This is a genomic window from Streptomyces sp. MMG1121 (assembly GCF_001280015.1).
Lineage (GTDB): Bacteria > Actinomycetota > Actinomycetes > Streptomycetales > Streptomycetaceae > Streptomyces.
In genome coordinates, this window is record NZ_LGDV01000164.1 from 18,494 (window position 1) to 34,806 (window position 16,313).

A 16,313-nucleotide genomic window follows, 5' to 3' on the forward strand; every position below is an offset into this window, starting at 1 on the left:
GGGCCGGGGCGACGCACCCGGCCGGGATCACGAGCAGCCCGGTCGCCACCTGGAACCCCCGTCCCGGACCCCGCGTGGGCCGCGGGAACCGGTGAGTGGAACCGGTGCGTGGAACCGGCGAGCGGAAGTGCCGAAAGGGTCCGTGAAGGAGTCCGTGCACCACCGGGCGACCGGCGTTCGAGCGGTTGTCGGGAGTGCCGACGCCATCGCGGGGTAGGCCTGCCCTGACCCATTCACGGCAAGGAGGCCCCCATGGCCGCACCGGCTCGACTTCCGATCCCGCCCCAGTGGAAACCCCTGGCGGAGCTGTCCGCCACGACCGACGAGGCGCCGGTGTGCGTCTTCAGCGCGGAGAGCGCCTGCGCCCAGGCGCCGCTGACCAGCGAACCGCCGCTGCCCGACGCCGAGCCCCTGACCAGCGAGCCGCCACTCGCCGAGACCGCCGCGCTGACCAGCGAGTCCGACCCGGTTCCGGACTTCTTCGGCCCGGGGCTGTAGATGGCGGCGGCGTACGACGAGCCTCCGGAGCCGGAGCCGGGGCCGGAGCCGGGGCCGGAGCTGGATGCGCAGCCTGAGCTGGCCCGGCTCGCCGAGCTGTACGGGGTCGCGACCTCCTACAGCCCCGCCCCGGGCCGTACCGTCACGGTCCCCGCCTCCGCCGTGATCGCCGCGCTGGCCGCCCTCGGCGTCGACGCCGGCACCGACGCGGGCGGACCGGATGCCGTGCGTGCCGCGCTGGCCGCCCGGGAACGCGAGCTGCGTGAACGCCTGCTGCCGCCGACCCTGGTGCACTGGACCGGCGCCGCACCCCCCGCCGCCCTCGCCGCACTGCCCGCCGGCACCCGGCTCACCGTCGAGACCGAGCAGGGGCAGCAACAGGCGTGGGGCGGGGTCGCCGAACTCCCGCTCGGCGTCCACCTGTTGACCGCCGTCGCCCCCGACGGCCGCAGCGCCCGCGCCCACCTCGTCGTCGCCCCCGACCGGCTGCCCACCCCGGCCGGCCGCTCCTACGGCCTCCTCGTCCAGCTGTACTCCCTGCTCTCGCGCCGCTCCTGGGGCATGGGCGACCTCGGCGACCTGGCCGAGCTGGCCGGCTGGGCCGGGCGCACGGCCGGCGCCGGATTCGTCCAGGTCAACCCGTTGCACGCGGCCGTACCCGGCGCCCCCACGGACCCCTCCCCGTACCGCCCGTCCTCGCGTCGCTTCCCCGACCCCGTGCACCTGCGGATCGAGGACATCCCCGAGTACGCGTACGTCGAGGACCGCGAGCGGCTCAGCGGGCTGCTGGAGCGTGCCGGGCGGCTGCGCGCCGCCGTCCTCGACAAGGGCGCCCTCATCGACCGGGACGCCGTGTGGGAGCTGAAGCGGGAGGCCCTGGAACCGGTCCTGGCCGTCCCCCTCGCCCCCGGCCGCCAGGCCGCCTACGACGACTTCCGCGCCGCCCACGGCCAGGCCCTCGCCGACCACGCCACCTGGTACGCCCTCGCCGAGATCCACGGCTGCGACTGGCACACCTGGCCCGACGCACTGCGCGACCCCCGCTCGGCCGCCACCGCCCGGGCCCGCACCGACCTGGCCGACCGCGTCGAGTTCCACACCCGCCTCGCCTGGCTCACCGACGGCCAGCTGCGCACCGCCCAGCGCGCCGCCCGCGAGGCCGGCATGTCCGTGGGGATCGTGCACGACCTCGCCGTCGGCGTGCATCCCGTGGGCGCCGACGCCTGGGCGCAGCAGGACGTCTTCGCCGCCGGCATGTCCGTCGGCGCCCCGCCCGACGCCTTCAACGCCTGCGGCCAGGACTGGGGCCTGCCGCCCTGGCGCCCGGACCGGCTCGCCGCCTCGGGCCACGCCCCCTACCGCGACCTCCTGCGCGCCCTCTTCCGCTACGCCGGCGCCCTGCGCATCGACCACGTCATGGGCCTGTTCCGGCTGTGGTGGGTACCCCGGGGCAGCGCGCCCACCGAGGGCACGTACGTGCGCTACGACGCCGACGCCATGCTCGCGATCCTCGCCCTGGAGGCCGGCCGCGCCGGAGCCGTCGTCATCGGCGAGGACCTCGGCACGGTCGAGCCCGGCGTCCGCGAGACCCTGCAACGGCGCGGGGTGCTCGGCACCTCGGTGCTGTGGTTCGAACGGGACTGGGAGGGCGACGGCCACCCGCTGCCGCCCGAGCGCTGGCGCCCCGACTGCCTGGCCACCGCCACCACCCACGACCTGCCGCCCACGGCCGCCCGGCTCACCGGCGAACACATCGGCCTGCGCGACCGTCTGGGCCTGCTCACCCGTCCGGCCCCCCAGGAGCACGCCGAGGCCGCCGCCGACACCGCCGAGTGGCTCGCCCTGCTGGGCAGCCTCGCCCTGCTGGACCTCGGTGCCGCCGGACCGCCCGGCACGCACGAGGAAGAGGAGATCCGCGCCGTCCACCGCTTCCTGCTGCGCACTCCGGCGCGGCTGATCGGCGTCTGGCTCCCGGACGGCGTGGGCGACCGCCGCCCGCAGAACCTGCCGGGCACGTGGGACCAGTACCCGAACTGGCGGCTGCCGATCGCCGACCGGGAGAACCGGCCGCTGCCGCTGGAGGAATTGACGGCTTCGCCGCGATTGAGGGACTTGCTCGCGGTGTTCGCACAGGCCGAGGGTGAGAGATCGGCGTGTACGGGACCCCGGGCGCGCGCCCGTCCGGGTGATTCGCTAACTTGAGAACGTGGACAAGAAGAACGCCCTGCGCGCCGGCGCCCTGGCCGCCGGTACGACGCTGATGATGCTGCTCATGTCGTCCCCTGCGCTCGCGCTGACCCGCGACGACGGCGACGACCCCGGCACCGGCCTGAGCGTCATCCAGACGCTGGGCCTCTATGTGCTGATCCCACTCGCCCTGTTCGCCGTGATCGCCGGTCTGGTGATGGCGCTGGACAAGTCCAAGATCAGGACCATCAAGCCGGCGGCCACCACCAAGGCCAAGGCCACGAGCAAGGCCTGACCGCACACCGGTTTTCTCGCCGGGGGCGCCTGTCCTCCCGTCGGTACGCGCACGAGCCGTACCCCGGGTGGGGCAGGCGCCCCCGGTGTTTTTGCGCGGCCGTTCCCTACGGGTGGTTCGTCCGTCCCGCCCTTAGGGGTGCGGCGCGGTCAGGTAGCGCTGCACCGTCGGCCCGAGCCACGCCAGCAGCTCCTCGCGGGTCAGCTCCCGCGCCGGCGGCAGACGCAGTACGTAGCGGGTCAGGGCCAGCCCGAGCAGCTGCGCGGAACACAGCGCGGCCCGCGCCGGGAACTGCTCCGGGTCGGGGCACACCCGCTGGGCCACCGGCAGCAGCTGGTCCCGGAAGATGTTCTGCATCCGTTCCGCCCCGGCCTGGTTGGTGACACCGACCCGCAGGACGGCCGTCAGCTCCCCGCTCTCCTCCCACAGGTCGAGGAAGTGGCCCACCAGTGCCCGCCCGACCTCCTCCCGCGGCAGCTGCCCCAGGTCGGGCAGCCGCAGATCCAGCGCGACGGCCGCCGCGAACAGCCCCTCCTTGCTGCCGAAGTACCGCATCACCATCGACGGGTCGATGCGCGCGTCCTTGGCGATGGCCCGGATGGTGGCCCGCTCGTAGCCGTCGGTGGCGAACCGCTCGCGGGCGGCGGCGAGGATGGCGGACCGCGTGGCGTCCGAGCGTCGCGCCGTGCCCTGGCCCGTGCCCTGGCCCGTTTTCTGGTGTGCATGCGTGCTGCCGGTCATGTCAACGAGCGTAGGCCAACAGCCGTGGGCCAACAAGTGTTGACTTACGTCGCGGCCCGGTTCTACCGTTGTCAACAAGCGTTGGCCAACAAGTGTTGACCAACGAGTGTTGGCACCCAGGAGGCCATCATGACCGGCACCACTGATGTCACCGGCACCACCAACACCACCAACACCACCGACGCCACGGGTGCCGACGGCACCACCGGTCCCGTCATCGTCGTGGGCTCCGGACCCACCGGCCTGCTCCTCGCCGGTGATTTCGCCGCCGCCGGCGTCCCGGTCACCGTCATCGAGAAGCGACCCCACCGGATCAGCAACCTCTCCCGCGCCTTCGTCCTGCACGCCCGCACCCTCGAGCAGCTCGACGCCCGCGCGCTCGCCGACGACCTGGAGGCCGCCGGCCGGCCCCTCGACCGACTCCGGGTCTTCGACCGGCTCGACATCGACCTCGGCACCCTTCCCTCCCGCTTCCGCCACCTCCTCGTCCTGCCGCAGTACGAGGTCGAGCGGGCCCTGGAGCGGCGGGCGGTCGAGGCGGGCGTGGAGTTCCGGTACGAGAGCGAGCTGGCCGGGCTCGCCCAGGACGCGGACGGGGTCACGGTCGAGGTGCGCGGGCCCGAGGGGCGTACGCGGGCCTTCCGCGCCGCGTACGTCGTCGGCGCCGACGGTATGCGCAGTGCCGTACGGGAGGCGGTCGGGCTGCCGTTCCCGGGCAAGTCGGTGATCCGGTCCGTCGTCCTCGCCGACGTCCGGCTCGCCGAGAAGCCGCCGGCCCTGCTCACGCTGCATGCCGCCGGTGACGCGTTCGCCTTCCTCGCGCCGTTCGGCGACGGCTACTACCGGGTGATGGGCTGGCTGCGCGGCCGTGACGTCCCCGACCGCGAGCCGCTCGACCTGGCCGAGGTCAAGGAGATCGTCCGGCTGGCGCTGGGCCGGGACTTCGGGATGCACGACGCCCGCTGGATGTCCCGCTTCCACAGCGACCAACGCCAGGCGCCGGCCTACCGGGTCGGGCGGGTCTTCCTGGCCGGCGACGCCGCGCACGTGCACTCCCCGGCCGGCGGTCAGGGCATGAACACCGGCCTGCAGGACGCGGCCAACCTGAGCTGGAAGCTGGCCGCGGTCCTCACCGGCCACGCGGACCCCGCGCTGCTCGACACCTACCAGGCCGAGCGGCACCCCGTGGGCCGGACGGTGCTGCGCAGCAGTGGCGGGATCGTCCGCCTCGCCATGGCCAAGCGCCCCTGGACACTGGCGGCGCGCGCCGCGCTCACCACGTTCCTGAACGCCGTCGGCCCCGCCCGCCGCGCCCTGGCCACCCAGGTCACCGGCATCGGCTACCGCTACCCCGCACCCCGCGGCGCCCACCGCCTCACCGGCACCCGCGTCCCGGACGTCGCCCTCGCCGGCGGCGGCCGCCTCTACGAGGCACTGCGCGGCGGCCGGTTCGTGCTGATCGCCCCGGAGCCGTACGACGGACGGCCGGGCTACGCGGACCGGCTGGCCGTGGTCCACTGGGCGAGCGGGCGCCGTACGGCCGTGCTGGTGCGCCCCGACGGTTACGCGGCGTGGGCGGCGGACTCGGCCGACGCGGAACAGATCGAGGCCGCGCTGACGGCACACATGGGCGCCCGCGTGTGACCGCTCGCGACGGGGCCGTGGCTGGACGCCGGGCCCGTAGCCGTGGGACGGCCCGTCACGGCACTCCCCTCGGGGCGCCGGCGCCCTAGCCCTCCGCCTCCCGCGTCCCCGCCAGCAACTCCCGCAGCAGGCCGGCCAGTTGGTCGGCCTGCTGGTCGTCGAGGGCCGACAGGGCCTCCGTCTGGACGGCGAGGCCCGCGCCGACCGCCCCGTCGATGACGGCCAGCCCCTTCTCGGTGAGCGTGACCCGAAGGCCCCGGCGGTCATGGGGGTCGGGGGAGCGGCTCAGCAGTCCGGCCTTCTCCAGTTTGTCGAGCCGGCCGGTCATGCCGCCGGTGGTGAGCATCAGGGTCGCCGACAGCTGGCGGGGCGAGAGGGCGTACGGCTCGCCGGAGCGGCGCAGGGTCGCGAGCACGTCGAACTCGCCGCGTGAGACGCCGTAGCGCTGGTACGCCTCCTCCATGCGGTCGCCCATGGCGCGGGAGAGGCGGTAGATCCGCCCGAAGACCTCCATCGCCCTGGTGTCGAGGTCGGGCCGGGCGGTTGCCCACTGGCTGATGATCGCGTCGACGGGGTCCTTGCCTGCACTCATGCGCCGAGTATCGCTCGTGGAACGGTCAACGGCAAGAAAGTGGCTTGCGAGAAAGTAGCTTAGTGCTAAGTTACTCTCCATCAAGTCATTTGGAGGGGGCAGGCATGGCAGGCGTCGTGAAGAGGCAGAGGAAGAGCGGGCGCGTCCCAGGGGAGTGGGCGCTGCCCGTCACCGCCGCCGTCAACGGCATCGGCACCGGCATGTACGTACCGTTCACGCTGGTCTTCTTCCACGCCGTGACCGGGCTGTCCTTCCCGGTCGTGGGCGCCGTGCTCACGGTCACCGGCCTCGTGGGCATCGGCGCGCTGCCGCTCGCCGGGACGGCGGTGGACCGGTACGGCGCCAAGCGGATGCTCCACGTGCTCTACGCCGTCCGGGTCGTCGGCTTCGCCCTCTACCCCTTCGCCCGCTCGCTCACCGCCTTCGCGGTCGTCGCCCTGGTCACGGCGGCCGCCGACCGGGCCTTCCCGGCCGCCCAGCAGTCCCTGATCGGCGAGGTGGCGCGCGGGGCGGGCCGGGACCGGCTGCAGGCGGCGACACGCGCGCTGCAGAACGCCGGCAACGGCGCGGGCGCGCTGCTGGCCACGCTGGTCATCTCGCTCGCGGGCAGCGCCGGTTACTCGTACGCGGCCTGGGGCAACGCCCTCTCCTTCGCGCTCGCGGCCCTGCTGCTGCGCCCGCTGCGGCCGGTGCGCACGGCGGACGCCGCTGCGGCCCCGCGCCGGGCGGGCGCCGGCTACCGGCTCGTCCTCGCCGACCGGCCCTTCCTGATCGTCACCGGCGCCAACTTCCTGAACGCGCTCAGCTATTCGGCGCTCTCGGTGCTCTTCCCGCTGTTCATGGTGGAGTGGCTGCACGGGCCCGCGATGTTCACCGGTGCCGCGTTCACCCTCAACACCGTGCTGTGCGCGGCGGCCGGCGTCTTCGTCGGCGCGCGGGTCCGGCGGGCGGGTGCCCGGCGCACCCGGGCGGCGGCGCTGGGCGGCTCCCTGTTCGCGACCGCGTTCGCCGCGCAGATCGTGCTCGGCACCGTACGGCCGGACTCCGGCACGGTCCTCGGCGCGGCCCTGGCCGCCGTGGTCACCGTCTACACCCTCGGCGAGCTGATCCACAGCCCCGCCGCCGAGGTGCTCGCCGTGTCGGCCGCGCCCGAGGCGGTGCGCGGCCGGTATCTGGCGGCCTACCAGATGTCCTGGTCGCTGGCGAAGGCGGTGGCGCCGTCCCTGTTCACGGGCCTGCTGGCGCTCGACGGCCGGGCGCCGTGGGCGGTCCTCGTGGCGACCTCGGCGATCGCCGCCGTTCTCCTGGTCCGGGTGGAGCGCCGACTGCCCGCGGAGGCGGTACGGCCGCTGCCGCCGCAGGTGACCGTGACGGGCGCCCAAGACGGCCCCTCCGCCGAGCCCTCCCCGCGTCCCTCCGCCCAGCCCTCCGCGCACCCCTTGACCCCGGTCGGCACCGCGCTCGAAGGAGCCCGGTCATGAAACGCTCCGCGGCCACCGTCGCGCTCACCGCCCTCGCCCCCGTCTCCTGGGGCACCACCTACGCGGTGACCACCGAGTTCCTGCCGCCGGACCGCCCGCTGTTCACGGCCCTGATGCGTGCCCTGCCCGCAGGACTGCTGCTGCTCGCCCTGACCCGGGTACTGCCGAAGGGCGCCTGGTGGTGGAAGGCGCTGGTGCTCGGCGCGCTGAACATCGGCGCGTTCTTCCCGCTGCTGTTCGTCTCGGCGTACCGGCTGCCCGGCGGCATGGCCGCCGTCGTCGGCTCCGTCCAGCCACTGTTCGTCGTAGGCCTCTCGGCGCTGCTGCTGGGCCGGCGGCCGACCGCGCGCACGCTGGTCACGGGCGCCGTGGCCGCGCTCGGCGTCAGCCTCGTCGTCCTCCAGGGAGCCGGTGCCCTGGACGCGGTCGGGGTGCTCGCAGCCGTGGCCGCCACCGCTTCGATGGCCACCGGTACGGTGCTGACCAAGCGGTGGGGCCGCCCGGACGGCGTCGGCCCGCTGGCCCTCACCGGCTGGCAGCTCACCGCGGGCGGCCTGCTCGTCGCGCCCGTCGCCGTCCTGGCCGAGGGCGCCCCGCCGGCCCTGGACGGCCGTGCCGTCGGCGGCTACCTCTATCTGGCCCTGGCCAACACGGCCGTCGCCTACTGGCTCTGGTTCCGCGGCATCGGCCGGCTCAACGCCACCCAGGTCACCTTCCTCGGCCCGCTGTCCCCGCTGACCGCCGCCGTCGTCGGCTGGGCGGCGCTCGGACAGTCGCTGACCGCGGTGCAGGTGGCGGGCATGGCGCTGGCGTTCGGGGCGACGCTGGCGGGGCAGCTGGGCGGTCGAGGGGGCATCGACGGGGGCGTCGGGAGGGGCCGGAGCCAATCGTTCAGTTCTGCTGAAAAGAACGGTCGAAAAGTTTCGATGGACCTGACAGGTCGCTCGCTGCGACGGTAGGGGCACACCGGCACGCCCCGCCAGCCAGCGAAAGGACCTCTGTGACCGCCGTCCTGCACCGGACCACGACCACGACTACGAACACCTCACCCGCCGCCCCGCTCCTCGGCCTCGCCCGCGCCGCCCTCGCGACGGTCGTCTGGTCCGGCAGCTTCGTCACCTCCCGCGGTCTGCACGACAGCGTCCCGCCCATCCAGCACGCCTTCTGGCGCTGGGTGATCGCCCTGGTCGCCGTGGCCCCCTTCGGGGCCCGGCAGGCCTGGCGGCAGCGGGCGCTGATCCGCCGGCACGCCCGCTACGTCCTCCTCGCGTCGCTCCTCGGCGTCGCCGTCTACAACACCCTCGTCAACCAGGCCGGACTGACCACCCCGGCCGCCACCATGGGCATGATCATGGCCGCCTCGCCGGTGCTCATGGCGGTGTTCGAACGACTGGGCGGCGTACGGCTCGGCGCGCGGCGCACCACCGGGCTGCTGATCGCCTGCGCGGGCGTGGCGCTGCTCGTCGGCGGCGGCGCGCACTTCTCGGCCGGCGACCTGTGGATGATCGCCGCCGCCTGCTGCTTCGCGGGCTACAGCACGCTGCTGCGCCGCAAGCCGGCCGAACTGGCGGGTACGGCCTTCCTGTTCACCACGTTCGTCGTGGGCACGGTCCTGCTCCTGCCCGCCCAGGCGGCGAGCCTGGCCCTCCAGGGCGGCTTCGCCCCGACCCCCGGCACGGTCCTGCCGCTCCTCTACGTGGGCGTGGCCTCCTCGGCGGTCGCGTTCTTCGCCTGGAACAAGGCCATAGCCCTGATCGGCGCGACCCGCGCGGGCATCGTCTACTACCTCCAGCCGGTCTGCGTGGCCGCACTCTCCTGGGCCGTCCTCGGTGAAACGACCGGCCGGCCCCAACTGCTCTCGATGGCGCTGATCCTGGGCGGGGTGGTGCTGGGCGCGGGTGCACGCCGTTGACGTGTAGCTTTCCCGGCATGGCCGAGTGGGACATCCGGAAGCTGCAGATCCTGCGCACCCTGCGCGAGCGCGGGACGGTGACCGCGACCGCCGAGGCCCTGCACATGACCCCCTCCGCCGTCTCGCAGCAGCTCACCAACCTCGCCCGGCAACTCGGCGTACCCCTGCTGGAGGCGCGGGGCCGCCGGGTCCGGCTCACCGACGCGGCCCGCCTGGTGCTGACCCACACGGAGCCGCTGTTCGAGCAACTGGAGCGCGCGGACGCCGCGTTGGCGGCGTACACCCAGGGCGAGGCCGGCGAGGTCCGGGTCGGCGCCTTCTCCACCTCGGTCCCCGCCCTGGTCGTACCGGCCGTACGGGCCCTGCGCGGCACGCACCCCGGGGTGACCGTCCGCGTCCGGGAGGCGGAGGCGGCCGAGGCCTACGACCTCCTGACCGCCGGCGACGTGGACCTCGCCCTGTCCCTGGCGGCCGAGGCCCCGAGCGCGACCGACCCCCGCTTCACCCAGGTCCCCCTGCTGGCCGACCCCCTGGACGTGGCCCTGCCCCCGGACCACCCGCTGTCCCACGCCGCGTCCCTCGCCCTGACCGACCTGGCCGCGGAACCCTGGATCTTCGGCGGCAGCGGCCCCTGGTCGGACATCACCCGCCGCGCCTGCGAGGCAGCCGGGTTCAGCCCCCACCAGGGCCACTCGGCCTCCGGCTGGACCGCGATCCTCGCCATGGTGGAGGCCGGCATGGGCGTGGCCCTGATCCCGCGACTGGCCGCGGGCCGCCGCGACGGCGTGACCCTGCGCGACCTCGGCCCGGCCGCCCCGGTCCGGCATGTGACGGCGGCGGTACGCAAGGGCGGGGAGACGGGGCGGGCGGTCGGACGGGTGTTGGGGGCGTTGCGGGAGGTGGCGGCCGCCCACACCGGCCCGGTCACTCACACCGGCCCGGTCACCCGGGAGTGAACTCGTACCGCGCCCCGGGCGCCCGGCACACAGGCCGGGCGCCCGGGGCGCGTACTCCTACTGGGCCGCCGCGTCCGCCGCCTGGGCCTTCAGGGACCGTTCGACGCCCGAGCGGGACTCGGAGACGAGGCGGCGCAGGGCCGCGGTCGGGTCGGCCGAGGCCAGCCAGGTGTCCGTCTTGGTCAGGGTCTCCTCGGAGACCTGGACCGTCGGGTACAGGCCGATGGCGATCTGCTGGGCGATCTCGTGCGAACGGGAGTCCCAGACGCCCTTGAGGGCCTCGAAGTACCTGTCCGCGTACGGCGCCAGCAGCTCGCGCTGGTCGGTCTGCACGAAGCCGCCGATCACGGCCTCCTGCACGGCGTTGGGCAGCGTGTCGGAGTCGATGACCGCCGCCCAGGCCTCCGCCTTGGCCTCCTCCGTCGGGCGGGCCGCGCGAGCCGTGGCCGCGTGCCGTTCGCCGGCCGCGGTCTTGTCCCGCTCGTACTCGGCCGCGATCTCCGTCTCGTCGAAGCGGCCGACCGCCGCCAGCCGCTCCACGAACGCCCAGCGCAGCTCGGTGTCCACGGCGAGGCCCTCGACGGTGTGGGTGCCGTCCAGCAGGCCCTCCAGGAGGTCCAGCTGCTCCGGGGTGCGGGCCGTCGCCGCGAAGGCACGCGCCCACGCCAGCTGGTGGTCGCTCGCCGGCTCGGCCGTGCGCAGGTGGGCCAGCGTGGCGTCGGTCCAGCGGGTCAGCAGGGACTCGCGGGCGGTGGGGTCGGCGTACAGGTCGATGGCGAGCTTGACCTGACGGTGCAGCGACTGCACGAGGCCGATGTCCGACTCCTTGCCGATGCCGGACAGGACGAGCGCGAGGTAGTCGCGGGTGGCCAGCTCGGCGTCCCGCGTCATGTCCCAGGCCGAGGCCCAGCACAGGGCGCGCGGGAGGGAGGAGTCGAAGTCGCCGAGGTGCTCGGTGACGAACGCCAGCGACTCCTCGTCCAGGCGGACCTTCGCGTACGACAGGTCGTCGTCGTTGAGCAGGACGACCGCCGGCCTGTGCTTGCCGTTCAGCTGCGGTACGGCCGTCAGCTCGCCGTCGACGTCCAGCTCGACGCGCTCGGTGCGTACCAGCTTGCCCGAGCCGGCGTCGAGGTCGTAGAAGCCGATCGCGATGCGGTGCGGGCGCAGGGTCGGCTCGCCCTTGGCGCCGGCGGGCAGCGCCGGGGCCTCCTGGCGGACGGCGAAGGAGGTGATGACGCCGGAGGCGTCCGTGGCCACCTCGGGACGCAGGACGTTGATGCCCGCCGTCTCCAGCCACTTCTTCGACCAGTTCTTCAGGTCACGCCCGGAGGTCTCCTCCAGGGCGCCGAGCAGGTCGGACAGGCGCGTGTTGCCGAACGCGTGCGCCTTGAAGTACGCCTGCACGCCCTTGAAGAACTCGTCCTCGCCGACGTACGCGACGAGCTGTTTGAGGACGGAGGCGCCCTTGGCGTACGTGATGCCGTCGAAGTTGACGAGGACGTCGTCCAGGTCGCTGATGTCGGCCATGATCGGGTGCGTGGACGGCAGCTGGTCCTGCCGGTACGCCCAGGTCTTCATCGAGTTCGCGAACGTGGTCCACGAGTGCGGCCAGCGCGAGCCGGGGGCGGCGGCCTGGCAGGCGATGGAGGTGTAGGTGGCGAACGACTCGTTCAGCCACAGGTCGTTCCACCACTCCATGGTGACGAGGTCGCCGAACCACATGTGGGCCAGCTCGTGCAGGATGGTCTCGGCCCGCACCTCGTACGCCGCGTCGGTCACCTTGGACCGGAAGACGTACTGGTCGCGGATGGTGACGGCACCGGCGTTCTCCATCGCGCCCGCGTTGAACTCGGGCACGAAGAGCTGGTCGTACTTCGCGAACGGGTAGGCGTAGTCGAACTTCTCCTGGAACCAGTCGAAGCCCTGCCGGGTCACCTCGAAGATCGCGTCCGAGTCGAGGAACTCGGCGAGCGACGGACGGCAGTAGATGCCCAGCGGCACGCTCTGCCCGTCCTTCTCGTACACGCTGTGCACGGAGTGGTACGGACCGACGATCAGCGCGGTGATGTACGACGAGATGCGCGGCGTCGGCTCGAAGGACCAGACGTTGTCCTTCGGCTCCGGCGTCGGGGAGTTGGAAATGACGGTCCAGCCCTCGGGGGCCTTCACCGTGAACCGGAAGGTGGCCTTCAGGTCCGGCTGCTCGAAGGAGGCGAACACCCGGCGGGCGTCCGGCACCTCGAACTGGGTGTAGAGGTAGGCCTGCTCGTCGACGGGGTCGACGAAGCGGTGCAGACCCTCGCCCGTGTTGGTGTACGCGCAGTCCGCGACGACCCGCAGGACGTTACGGCCCTGAAGCAGTCCCGGCAGCGCGATCCGCGAGTCCTCGAAGACCCCGGCCGGGTCGAGCGCGTCGCCGTTCAGGGTCACCTCGTGGACGGCGGGCGCCACCAGGTCGATGAAGGACTCGGCACCGGTGCGGGCGACGTCGAAGCGCACCGTGGTCACGGACCGGTAGGTACCGCCCTCCTGCGCTCCGGAGAGGTCGAGATCGATCTCGTACGAGTCAACGGTGAGCAGCTCCGCCCGCTGCTGCGCCTCTTCGCGAGTCAGGTTTGTGCCAGGCACGCGGTCATCTCCTCGTTATGTGTGGGTTGCGCCATCCTTCCATGGGATCCACAGGGAACGCGATGTCCGGTTCCGGCCGGTGGGCGGGACGCCGGCGCAGGACGCTGGGCCCATGGAGACGACACACACGACCACCTACACCGCCCGCCCGATCCCGCCGGAGGTCCTCGACGCCCTGCGGGTCACGGACGACGCGGGCCGCCCCATGACCCCGTACCCGGACGAGGAGGGCGGCTCCCCACTGCGCTGCTGCCTGCGCCCCAGCACACCGGGCGAGCGGATCGCCCTGGTCTCGTACGCGCCCCTGCGCCGCTGGGCGGCCGAGACGGGAGCCCGGCCCGGCGCCTACGACGAACAGGGCCCGGTCTTCGTCCACGCCGCCCCCTGCCCGGGCCCGACGACCTCGGCCCTGCCCTTCACCCAGGCCCACCGCGTCCTGCGCCGCTACTCGCCCGAGGGCCACATCCTGGGCGGCCGCCTGGTGGACGACGACTTCCGGCCCGCCCTCACGGAGGCCTTCACCGACCCGGAGGTGGCGGTCGTGCATGTGCGGGCGGTGGAGTACGGGTGCTTCCTGTACGAGGTGCGGCGGGGTTAGCACTCGCTCTCGAAAGCCGTCCCCGCCGGCACCCGAGCGAACTCCCGAACTCCCGTACCGTCTCCGTCGCGGCCTCCCGGTGCCACACGAGCCCCGGTGCCGAGGAGGGCGCGGCGGCCCGTGGCGGCGAGGATGAGGGCCTCCTGGAGGATCGGCGGGGTGTGGGCGGTGGCCGCCGGGCTCGGCGCGCGGCTGGTGCCGGGACCGGGCGCCGGGCGGGCCACCGCTGAAGTCTTCAGCGGGATCGCCGTCGCCTCCGCCCTCGGCGCCGTCGTCCCGCTGCGGGTCCCCGCGGGCGGTACGGCCACCGGCCGAGCGGTGCTGCTCGTGGTGCGGGGTCTGGCCTGCGGCGGGGTGTCCGTCACCGGGCGGAGCCGGCTGACGGCTGCCGTGCCGGGGCCCGGAAGCCGCCTCCGCCCTGTTCGCCGGGGTGTTCAACACGGCCATCGCGCTCGGCGCCCTGGTCGGCGGCCGGCTCACGGACGGGCCCGGGCTGACCGCCGTCCTGGCCACGGGCGCCGTTCTCGCACTGGCGGCGGCCGTCCAGACGGTCGTGGAGACGGCGCAGGGGCGGCCACTTGGTCGTGACCGCCCCTGCGCCGTACCGACTGCGTACCGGTGTTACTTCGAGGACAGCTCCGCCGCCACCAGCTCCGCGATCTGGACCGCGTTCAGCGCGGCGCCCTTGCGGAGGTTGTCGTTGGAGAGGAACAGCGCGAGGCCGTTGTCGGCGGTCTCGTCGCGACGGATGCGGCCGACGTACGACGGGTCCTGGCCGGCCGCCTGGAGCGGGGTCGGGATGTCGGAGAGGACGACGCCCGGCGCCTTCGCGAGCAGCTCGGTCGCGCGCTCCGGGGAGATCGGGCGGGCGAAGCGTGCGTTGACCTGGAGGGAGTGGCCGGAGAAGACCGGGACGCGCACACAGGTGCCGGAGACCTTCAGACCCGGGATCTCCAGGATCTTGCGGGACTCGTTGCGCAGCTTCTGCTCCTCGTCGGTCTCGTTCAGACCGTCGTCGACGATCGAGCCCGCCAGCGGGAGCACGTTGAAGGCGATGGGCCGCTTGTAGACCTGCGGCTCGGGGAAGTCGACCGCCGCGCCGTCGTGGGTGAGCCTGTCGGCGTCCGCGACCACCTTCTGGGCCTGGCCGTGCAGCTCGGCCACGCCCGCGAGGCCCGAGCCGGACACCGCCTGGTAGGTGGCGACGACCAGCGCCTCCAGGCCGGCCTCCTCGTGCAGCGGCTTCAGGACCGGCATCGCGGCCATCGTCGTGCAGTTCGGGTTGGCGATGATGCCCTTGGGGCGGTCGGCGATCGCGTGCGGGTTCACCTCGGAGACGACCAGCGGGACCTCGGGGTCCTTGCGCCAGGCCGAGGAGTTGTCGATCACGACGGCGCCCTGGGAGGCGACCTTCTCGGCCAGCGCCCGGGAGGTCGCGCCGCCCGCGGAGAACAGCACGATGTCCAGGCCGGTGTAGTCGGCGGACGCCGCGTCCTCGACCGTGACGCCGTCCAGCACGGTGCCCGCCGAACGGGCCGAGGCGAACAGGCGCAGCTGCGTGACCGGGAAGTTCCGCTCCGTGAGGATCCTGCGCATGACCGTGCCGACCTGACCGGTGGCTCCGACGATTCCGACCCTCACAGCGACTCCCTCTTGTGTCTCTTCCATGACCAGGCGCATGACCGGGGCTTTTCCATGATGCGGCCGACCCCGGCCCGCCTGTCCAATTCTTTGCCGGGCGTGCCCGGAGAATGGGACAGATTTCCCCCGGCCGACGGTTCCACACCTGCGCCGATCACCCCGCTGAGCTGGAGGAATTCCCTCCGCAGGGGGTTCGCGCCGCAAGCTGTGCTGTCCCGCCCCTGCCCGTGCGGACCCCGGCCACACGGCGGTGTGACGTACGCCTCTGCACGTGTGCGGCGCCGCAGGGGCACGGTCTCGAGGGGCGCGCAGGGTGCGGTGAGTGCCGGGGGTACGGCGGGGGGTGCGGCCGGGAGCGCGGCGGCACGGACGCGCTGATGGCCGCCGTCACGGCGGTGCAGGGGCGACCGGCTTGACCGGCGGAGGCGTCGGCCGGAGAGGGGGGAGGCCGAAGAGGCACCGAAGACACCGGTCTCCGGTGATCCCGCACGGCTTCCTGCTGGACCGCGGTGCGCGGAGAACCGTGCGTGCAACCGACGCGACCCGCACCCGAACAGCCCACTGCCGTTATTCTCCGGCCGAGCCGGACCCGCCGGGCTAACGTCCCCGAATGCGAAGGAACTTGAGGGTGGCGGCCTACGCCGTGTGCGTCCGCGACGGACAGCTCCTGCTCGCCCGCTCGCCCGGCCCCGACGGCACTCCCGAGTGGGTGCTGCCCGGCGGCGGCATGGATCACGGCGAGGATCCGTACGACACCGTCCGCCGCGAGGTCGCCGAGGAGACCGGCTACCGGATCCGGGTGACCGATCTCCTCGGCGTCGACTCCCTCCGGGTGGTCGGCGACCCGCGTGTCGGCCGTCGCAGGGACCATCACGCACTGCGGATCGTCTACGCGGGCGAGGTCGTCGGCGGTGAACTCCGGTACGAAGTGGGCGGATCAACGGATTTCGCCGCCTGGCAGGACCTGGACGCCGTACCCGGACTCAACCGGGTGCCCCTCGTCGACATCGCGCTCGGGCTGTGGCGCGGACGCCCGCCGCACGGGCGGCCGGAGCCCGTCCCCTACCCCGGCAGATGAACGAGGAGTGACCGGTCCCCGGCGGCCCGCGATCCGCTCCCCGTCCACTCCATGGCCGC

15 protein-coding genes are annotated in these 16,313 nt (G+C 73.6%); 10 read left to right on the forward strand and 5 right to left on the reverse strand.

From position 1 onward, the window contains the following. The first annotated feature begins 252 nt into the window (after nucleotides 1-252). From ADK64_RS15410 to ADK64_RS15420, 3 genes are read left to right on the forward strand one after another with little or no spacing between them, the layout of a single operon-like run. The gene (locus tag ADK64_RS15410) at nucleotides 253-498 is read left to right on the forward strand and encodes a hypothetical protein (protein ID WP_053659188.1); all 246 of its coding nucleotides are present in this window, start codon (nucleotides 253-255) and stop codon (nucleotides 496-498) included. Then, nucleotides 499-2,700, forward strand: coding sequence for a 4-alpha-glucanotransferase (gene malQ / locus ADK64_RS15415; RefSeq protein WP_078992674.1), 2,202 nt, complete (start codon nucleotides 499-501; stop codon nucleotides 2,698-2,700). A gap of 4 nt (nucleotides 2,701-2,704) precedes the next feature. After that, the gene (locus tag ADK64_RS15420; protein ID WP_053659190.1) at nucleotides 2,705-2,980 is read left to right on the forward strand and encodes a hypothetical protein; all 276 of its coding nucleotides are present in this window, start codon (nucleotides 2,705-2,707) and stop codon (nucleotides 2,978-2,980) included. Nucleotides 2,981-3,112: 132 nt separating this feature from the next. Here ADK64_RS15420 and ADK64_RS15425 read toward each other — a convergent pair whose 3' ends face one another. Continuing rightward, complete coding sequence (locus tag ADK64_RS15425; protein ID WP_053659192.1) at nucleotides 3,113-3,721, reverse strand: TetR family transcriptional regulator; 609 nt, start codon at nucleotides 3,719-3,721, stop codon at nucleotides 3,113-3,115. Nucleotides 3,722-3,850: 129 nt separating this feature from the next. Here ADK64_RS15425 and ADK64_RS15430 point away from each other — a divergent pair, with 129 nt between their 5' ends. Continuing rightward, nucleotides 3,851-5,365: an FAD-dependent monooxygenase gene (locus tag ADK64_RS15430; RefSeq protein ID WP_053659193.1), complete on the forward strand. Its 1,515-nt coding sequence runs from the start codon at nucleotides 3,851-3,853 to the stop codon at nucleotides 5,363-5,365. Nucleotides 5,366-5,450: 85 nt separating this feature from the next. Here ADK64_RS15430 and ADK64_RS15435 read toward each other — a convergent pair whose 3' ends face one another. Continuing rightward, nucleotides 5,451-5,957 (reverse strand): MarR family winged helix-turn-helix transcriptional regulator, encoded by a 507-nt coding sequence (locus ADK64_RS15435; RefSeq protein WP_053659195.1) that lies wholly within the window; start codon nucleotides 5,955-5,957, stop codon nucleotides 5,451-5,453. A 104-nt stretch (nucleotides 5,958-6,061) separates the two neighbouring features. On the opposite strand from ADK64_RS15435, the gene ADK64_RS15440 reads away from it, so the two are divergent. Genes ADK64_RS15440 through ADK64_RS15455 form a run of 4 tightly spaced genes read left to right on the forward strand, consistent with a single transcriptional unit; the run spans nucleotide 6,062 to nucleotide 10,306 of the window. Beyond that, complete coding sequence (locus tag ADK64_RS15440) at nucleotides 6,062-7,438, forward strand: MFS transporter (protein WP_053659198.1); 1,377 nt, start codon at nucleotides 6,062-6,064, stop codon at nucleotides 7,436-7,438. Continuing rightward, nucleotides 7,435-8,397, forward strand: a complete 963-nt coding sequence (locus ADK64_RS15445) for an EamA family transporter (protein ID WP_053659200.1) — start codon at nucleotides 7,435-7,437, stop codon at nucleotides 8,395-8,397. The genes ADK64_RS15440 and ADK64_RS15445 overlap by 4 nt, the downstream gene beginning before the upstream one ends. A gap of 41 nt (nucleotides 8,398-8,438) precedes the next feature. After that, nucleotides 8,439-9,350 (forward strand): DMT family transporter, encoded by a 912-nt coding sequence (locus tag ADK64_RS15450; protein ID WP_078992675.1) that lies wholly within the window; start codon nucleotides 8,439-8,441, stop codon nucleotides 9,348-9,350. Between the two features lie 17 nt (nucleotides 9,351-9,367). Beyond that, nucleotides 9,368-10,306 (forward strand): LysR family transcriptional regulator, encoded by a 939-nt coding sequence (locus tag ADK64_RS15455; RefSeq protein WP_053659202.1) that lies wholly within the window; start codon nucleotides 9,368-9,370, stop codon nucleotides 10,304-10,306. Nucleotides 10,307-10,363: 57 nt separating this feature from the next. Here ADK64_RS15455 and pepN read toward each other — a convergent pair whose 3' ends face one another. Continuing rightward, nucleotides 10,364-12,937: an aminopeptidase N gene (gene pepN, locus ADK64_RS15460; protein ID WP_053659204.1), complete on the reverse strand. Its 2,574-nt coding sequence runs from the start codon at nucleotides 12,935-12,937 to the stop codon at nucleotides 10,364-10,366. A gap of 112 nt (nucleotides 12,938-13,049) precedes the next feature. Between pepN and ADK64_RS15465 the strand changes: the two genes are divergently transcribed. Then, the gene (locus tag ADK64_RS15465) at nucleotides 13,050-13,535 is read left to right on the forward strand and encodes a DUF1203 domain-containing protein (RefSeq protein ID WP_053659206.1); all 486 of its coding nucleotides are present in this window, start codon (nucleotides 13,050-13,052) and stop codon (nucleotides 13,533-13,535) included. Here ADK64_RS15465 and ADK64_RS15470 read toward each other — a convergent pair. Both ADK64_RS15470 and ADK64_RS15475 read right to left on the reverse strand, forming a co-directional pair. Further along, nucleotides 13,532-13,900 (reverse strand): hypothetical protein, encoded by a 369-nt coding sequence (locus tag ADK64_RS15470; RefSeq protein WP_159046262.1) that lies wholly within the window; start codon nucleotides 13,898-13,900, stop codon nucleotides 13,532-13,534. The two genes, ADK64_RS15465 and ADK64_RS15470, sit on opposite strands and share 4 nt — an antisense overlap. A gap of 256 nt (nucleotides 13,901-14,156) precedes the next feature. Further along, nucleotides 14,157-15,176 carry an aspartate-semialdehyde dehydrogenase gene (locus ADK64_RS15475; protein WP_053659210.1) on the reverse strand — a complete coding sequence of 340 codons (1,020 nt, stop codon included), beginning with the start codon at nucleotides 15,174-15,176 and terminating at the stop codon, nucleotides 14,157-14,159. A gap of 610 nt (nucleotides 15,177-15,786) precedes the next feature. Between ADK64_RS15475 and ADK64_RS15480 the strand changes: the two genes are divergently transcribed. After that, nucleotides 15,787-16,254 carry an NUDIX hydrolase gene (locus ADK64_RS15480; protein WP_107092999.1) on the forward strand — a complete coding sequence of 156 codons (468 nt, stop codon included), beginning with the start codon at nucleotides 15,787-15,789 and terminating at the stop codon, nucleotides 16,252-16,254. Nucleotides 16,255-16,313 lie beyond the last annotated feature (59 nt).

Excerpts from the sequence above, each read along its gene's own strand:
- ADK64_RS15425 (WP_053659192.1), bottom strand. The coding sequence starts at position 3,721 with ATGACCGGCAGCACGCATGCACACCAGAAAACGGGCCAGGGCACGGGC.
- ADK64_RS15440 (WP_053659198.1), top strand. The coding sequence starts at position 6,062 with ATGGCAGGCGTCGTGAAGAGGCAGAGGAAGAGCGGGCGCGTCCCAGGG.
- ADK64_RS15480 (WP_107092999.1), top strand. The coding sequence starts at position 15,787 with ATGCGAAGGAACTTGAGGGTGGCGGCCTACGCCGTGTGCGTCCGCGAC.
- ADK64_RS15430 (WP_053659193.1), top strand. The coding sequence starts at position 3,851 with ATGACCGGCACCACTGATGTCACCGGCACCACCAACACCACCAACACC.
- ADK64_RS15410 (WP_053659188.1), top strand. The coding sequence starts at position 253 with ATGGCCGCACCGGCTCGACTTCCGATCCCGCCCCAGTGGAAACCCCTG.
- ADK64_RS15455 (WP_053659202.1), top strand. The coding sequence starts at position 9,368 with ATGGCCGAGTGGGACATCCGGAAGCTGCAGATCCTGCGCACCCTGCGC.
- ADK64_RS15465 (WP_053659206.1), top strand. The coding sequence starts at position 13,050 with ATGGAGACGACACACACGACCACCTACACCGCCCGCCCGATCCCGCCG.
- ADK64_RS15435 (WP_053659195.1), bottom strand. The coding sequence starts at position 5,957 with ATGAGTGCAGGCAAGGACCCCGTCGACGCGATCATCAGCCAGTGGGCA.
- ADK64_RS15445 (WP_053659200.1), top strand. The coding sequence starts at position 7,435 with ATGAAACGCTCCGCGGCCACCGTCGCGCTCACCGCCCTCGCCCCCGTC.
- malQ (WP_078992674.1), top strand. The coding sequence starts at position 499 with ATGGCGGCGGCGTACGACGAGCCTCCGGAGCCGGAGCCGGGGCCGGAG.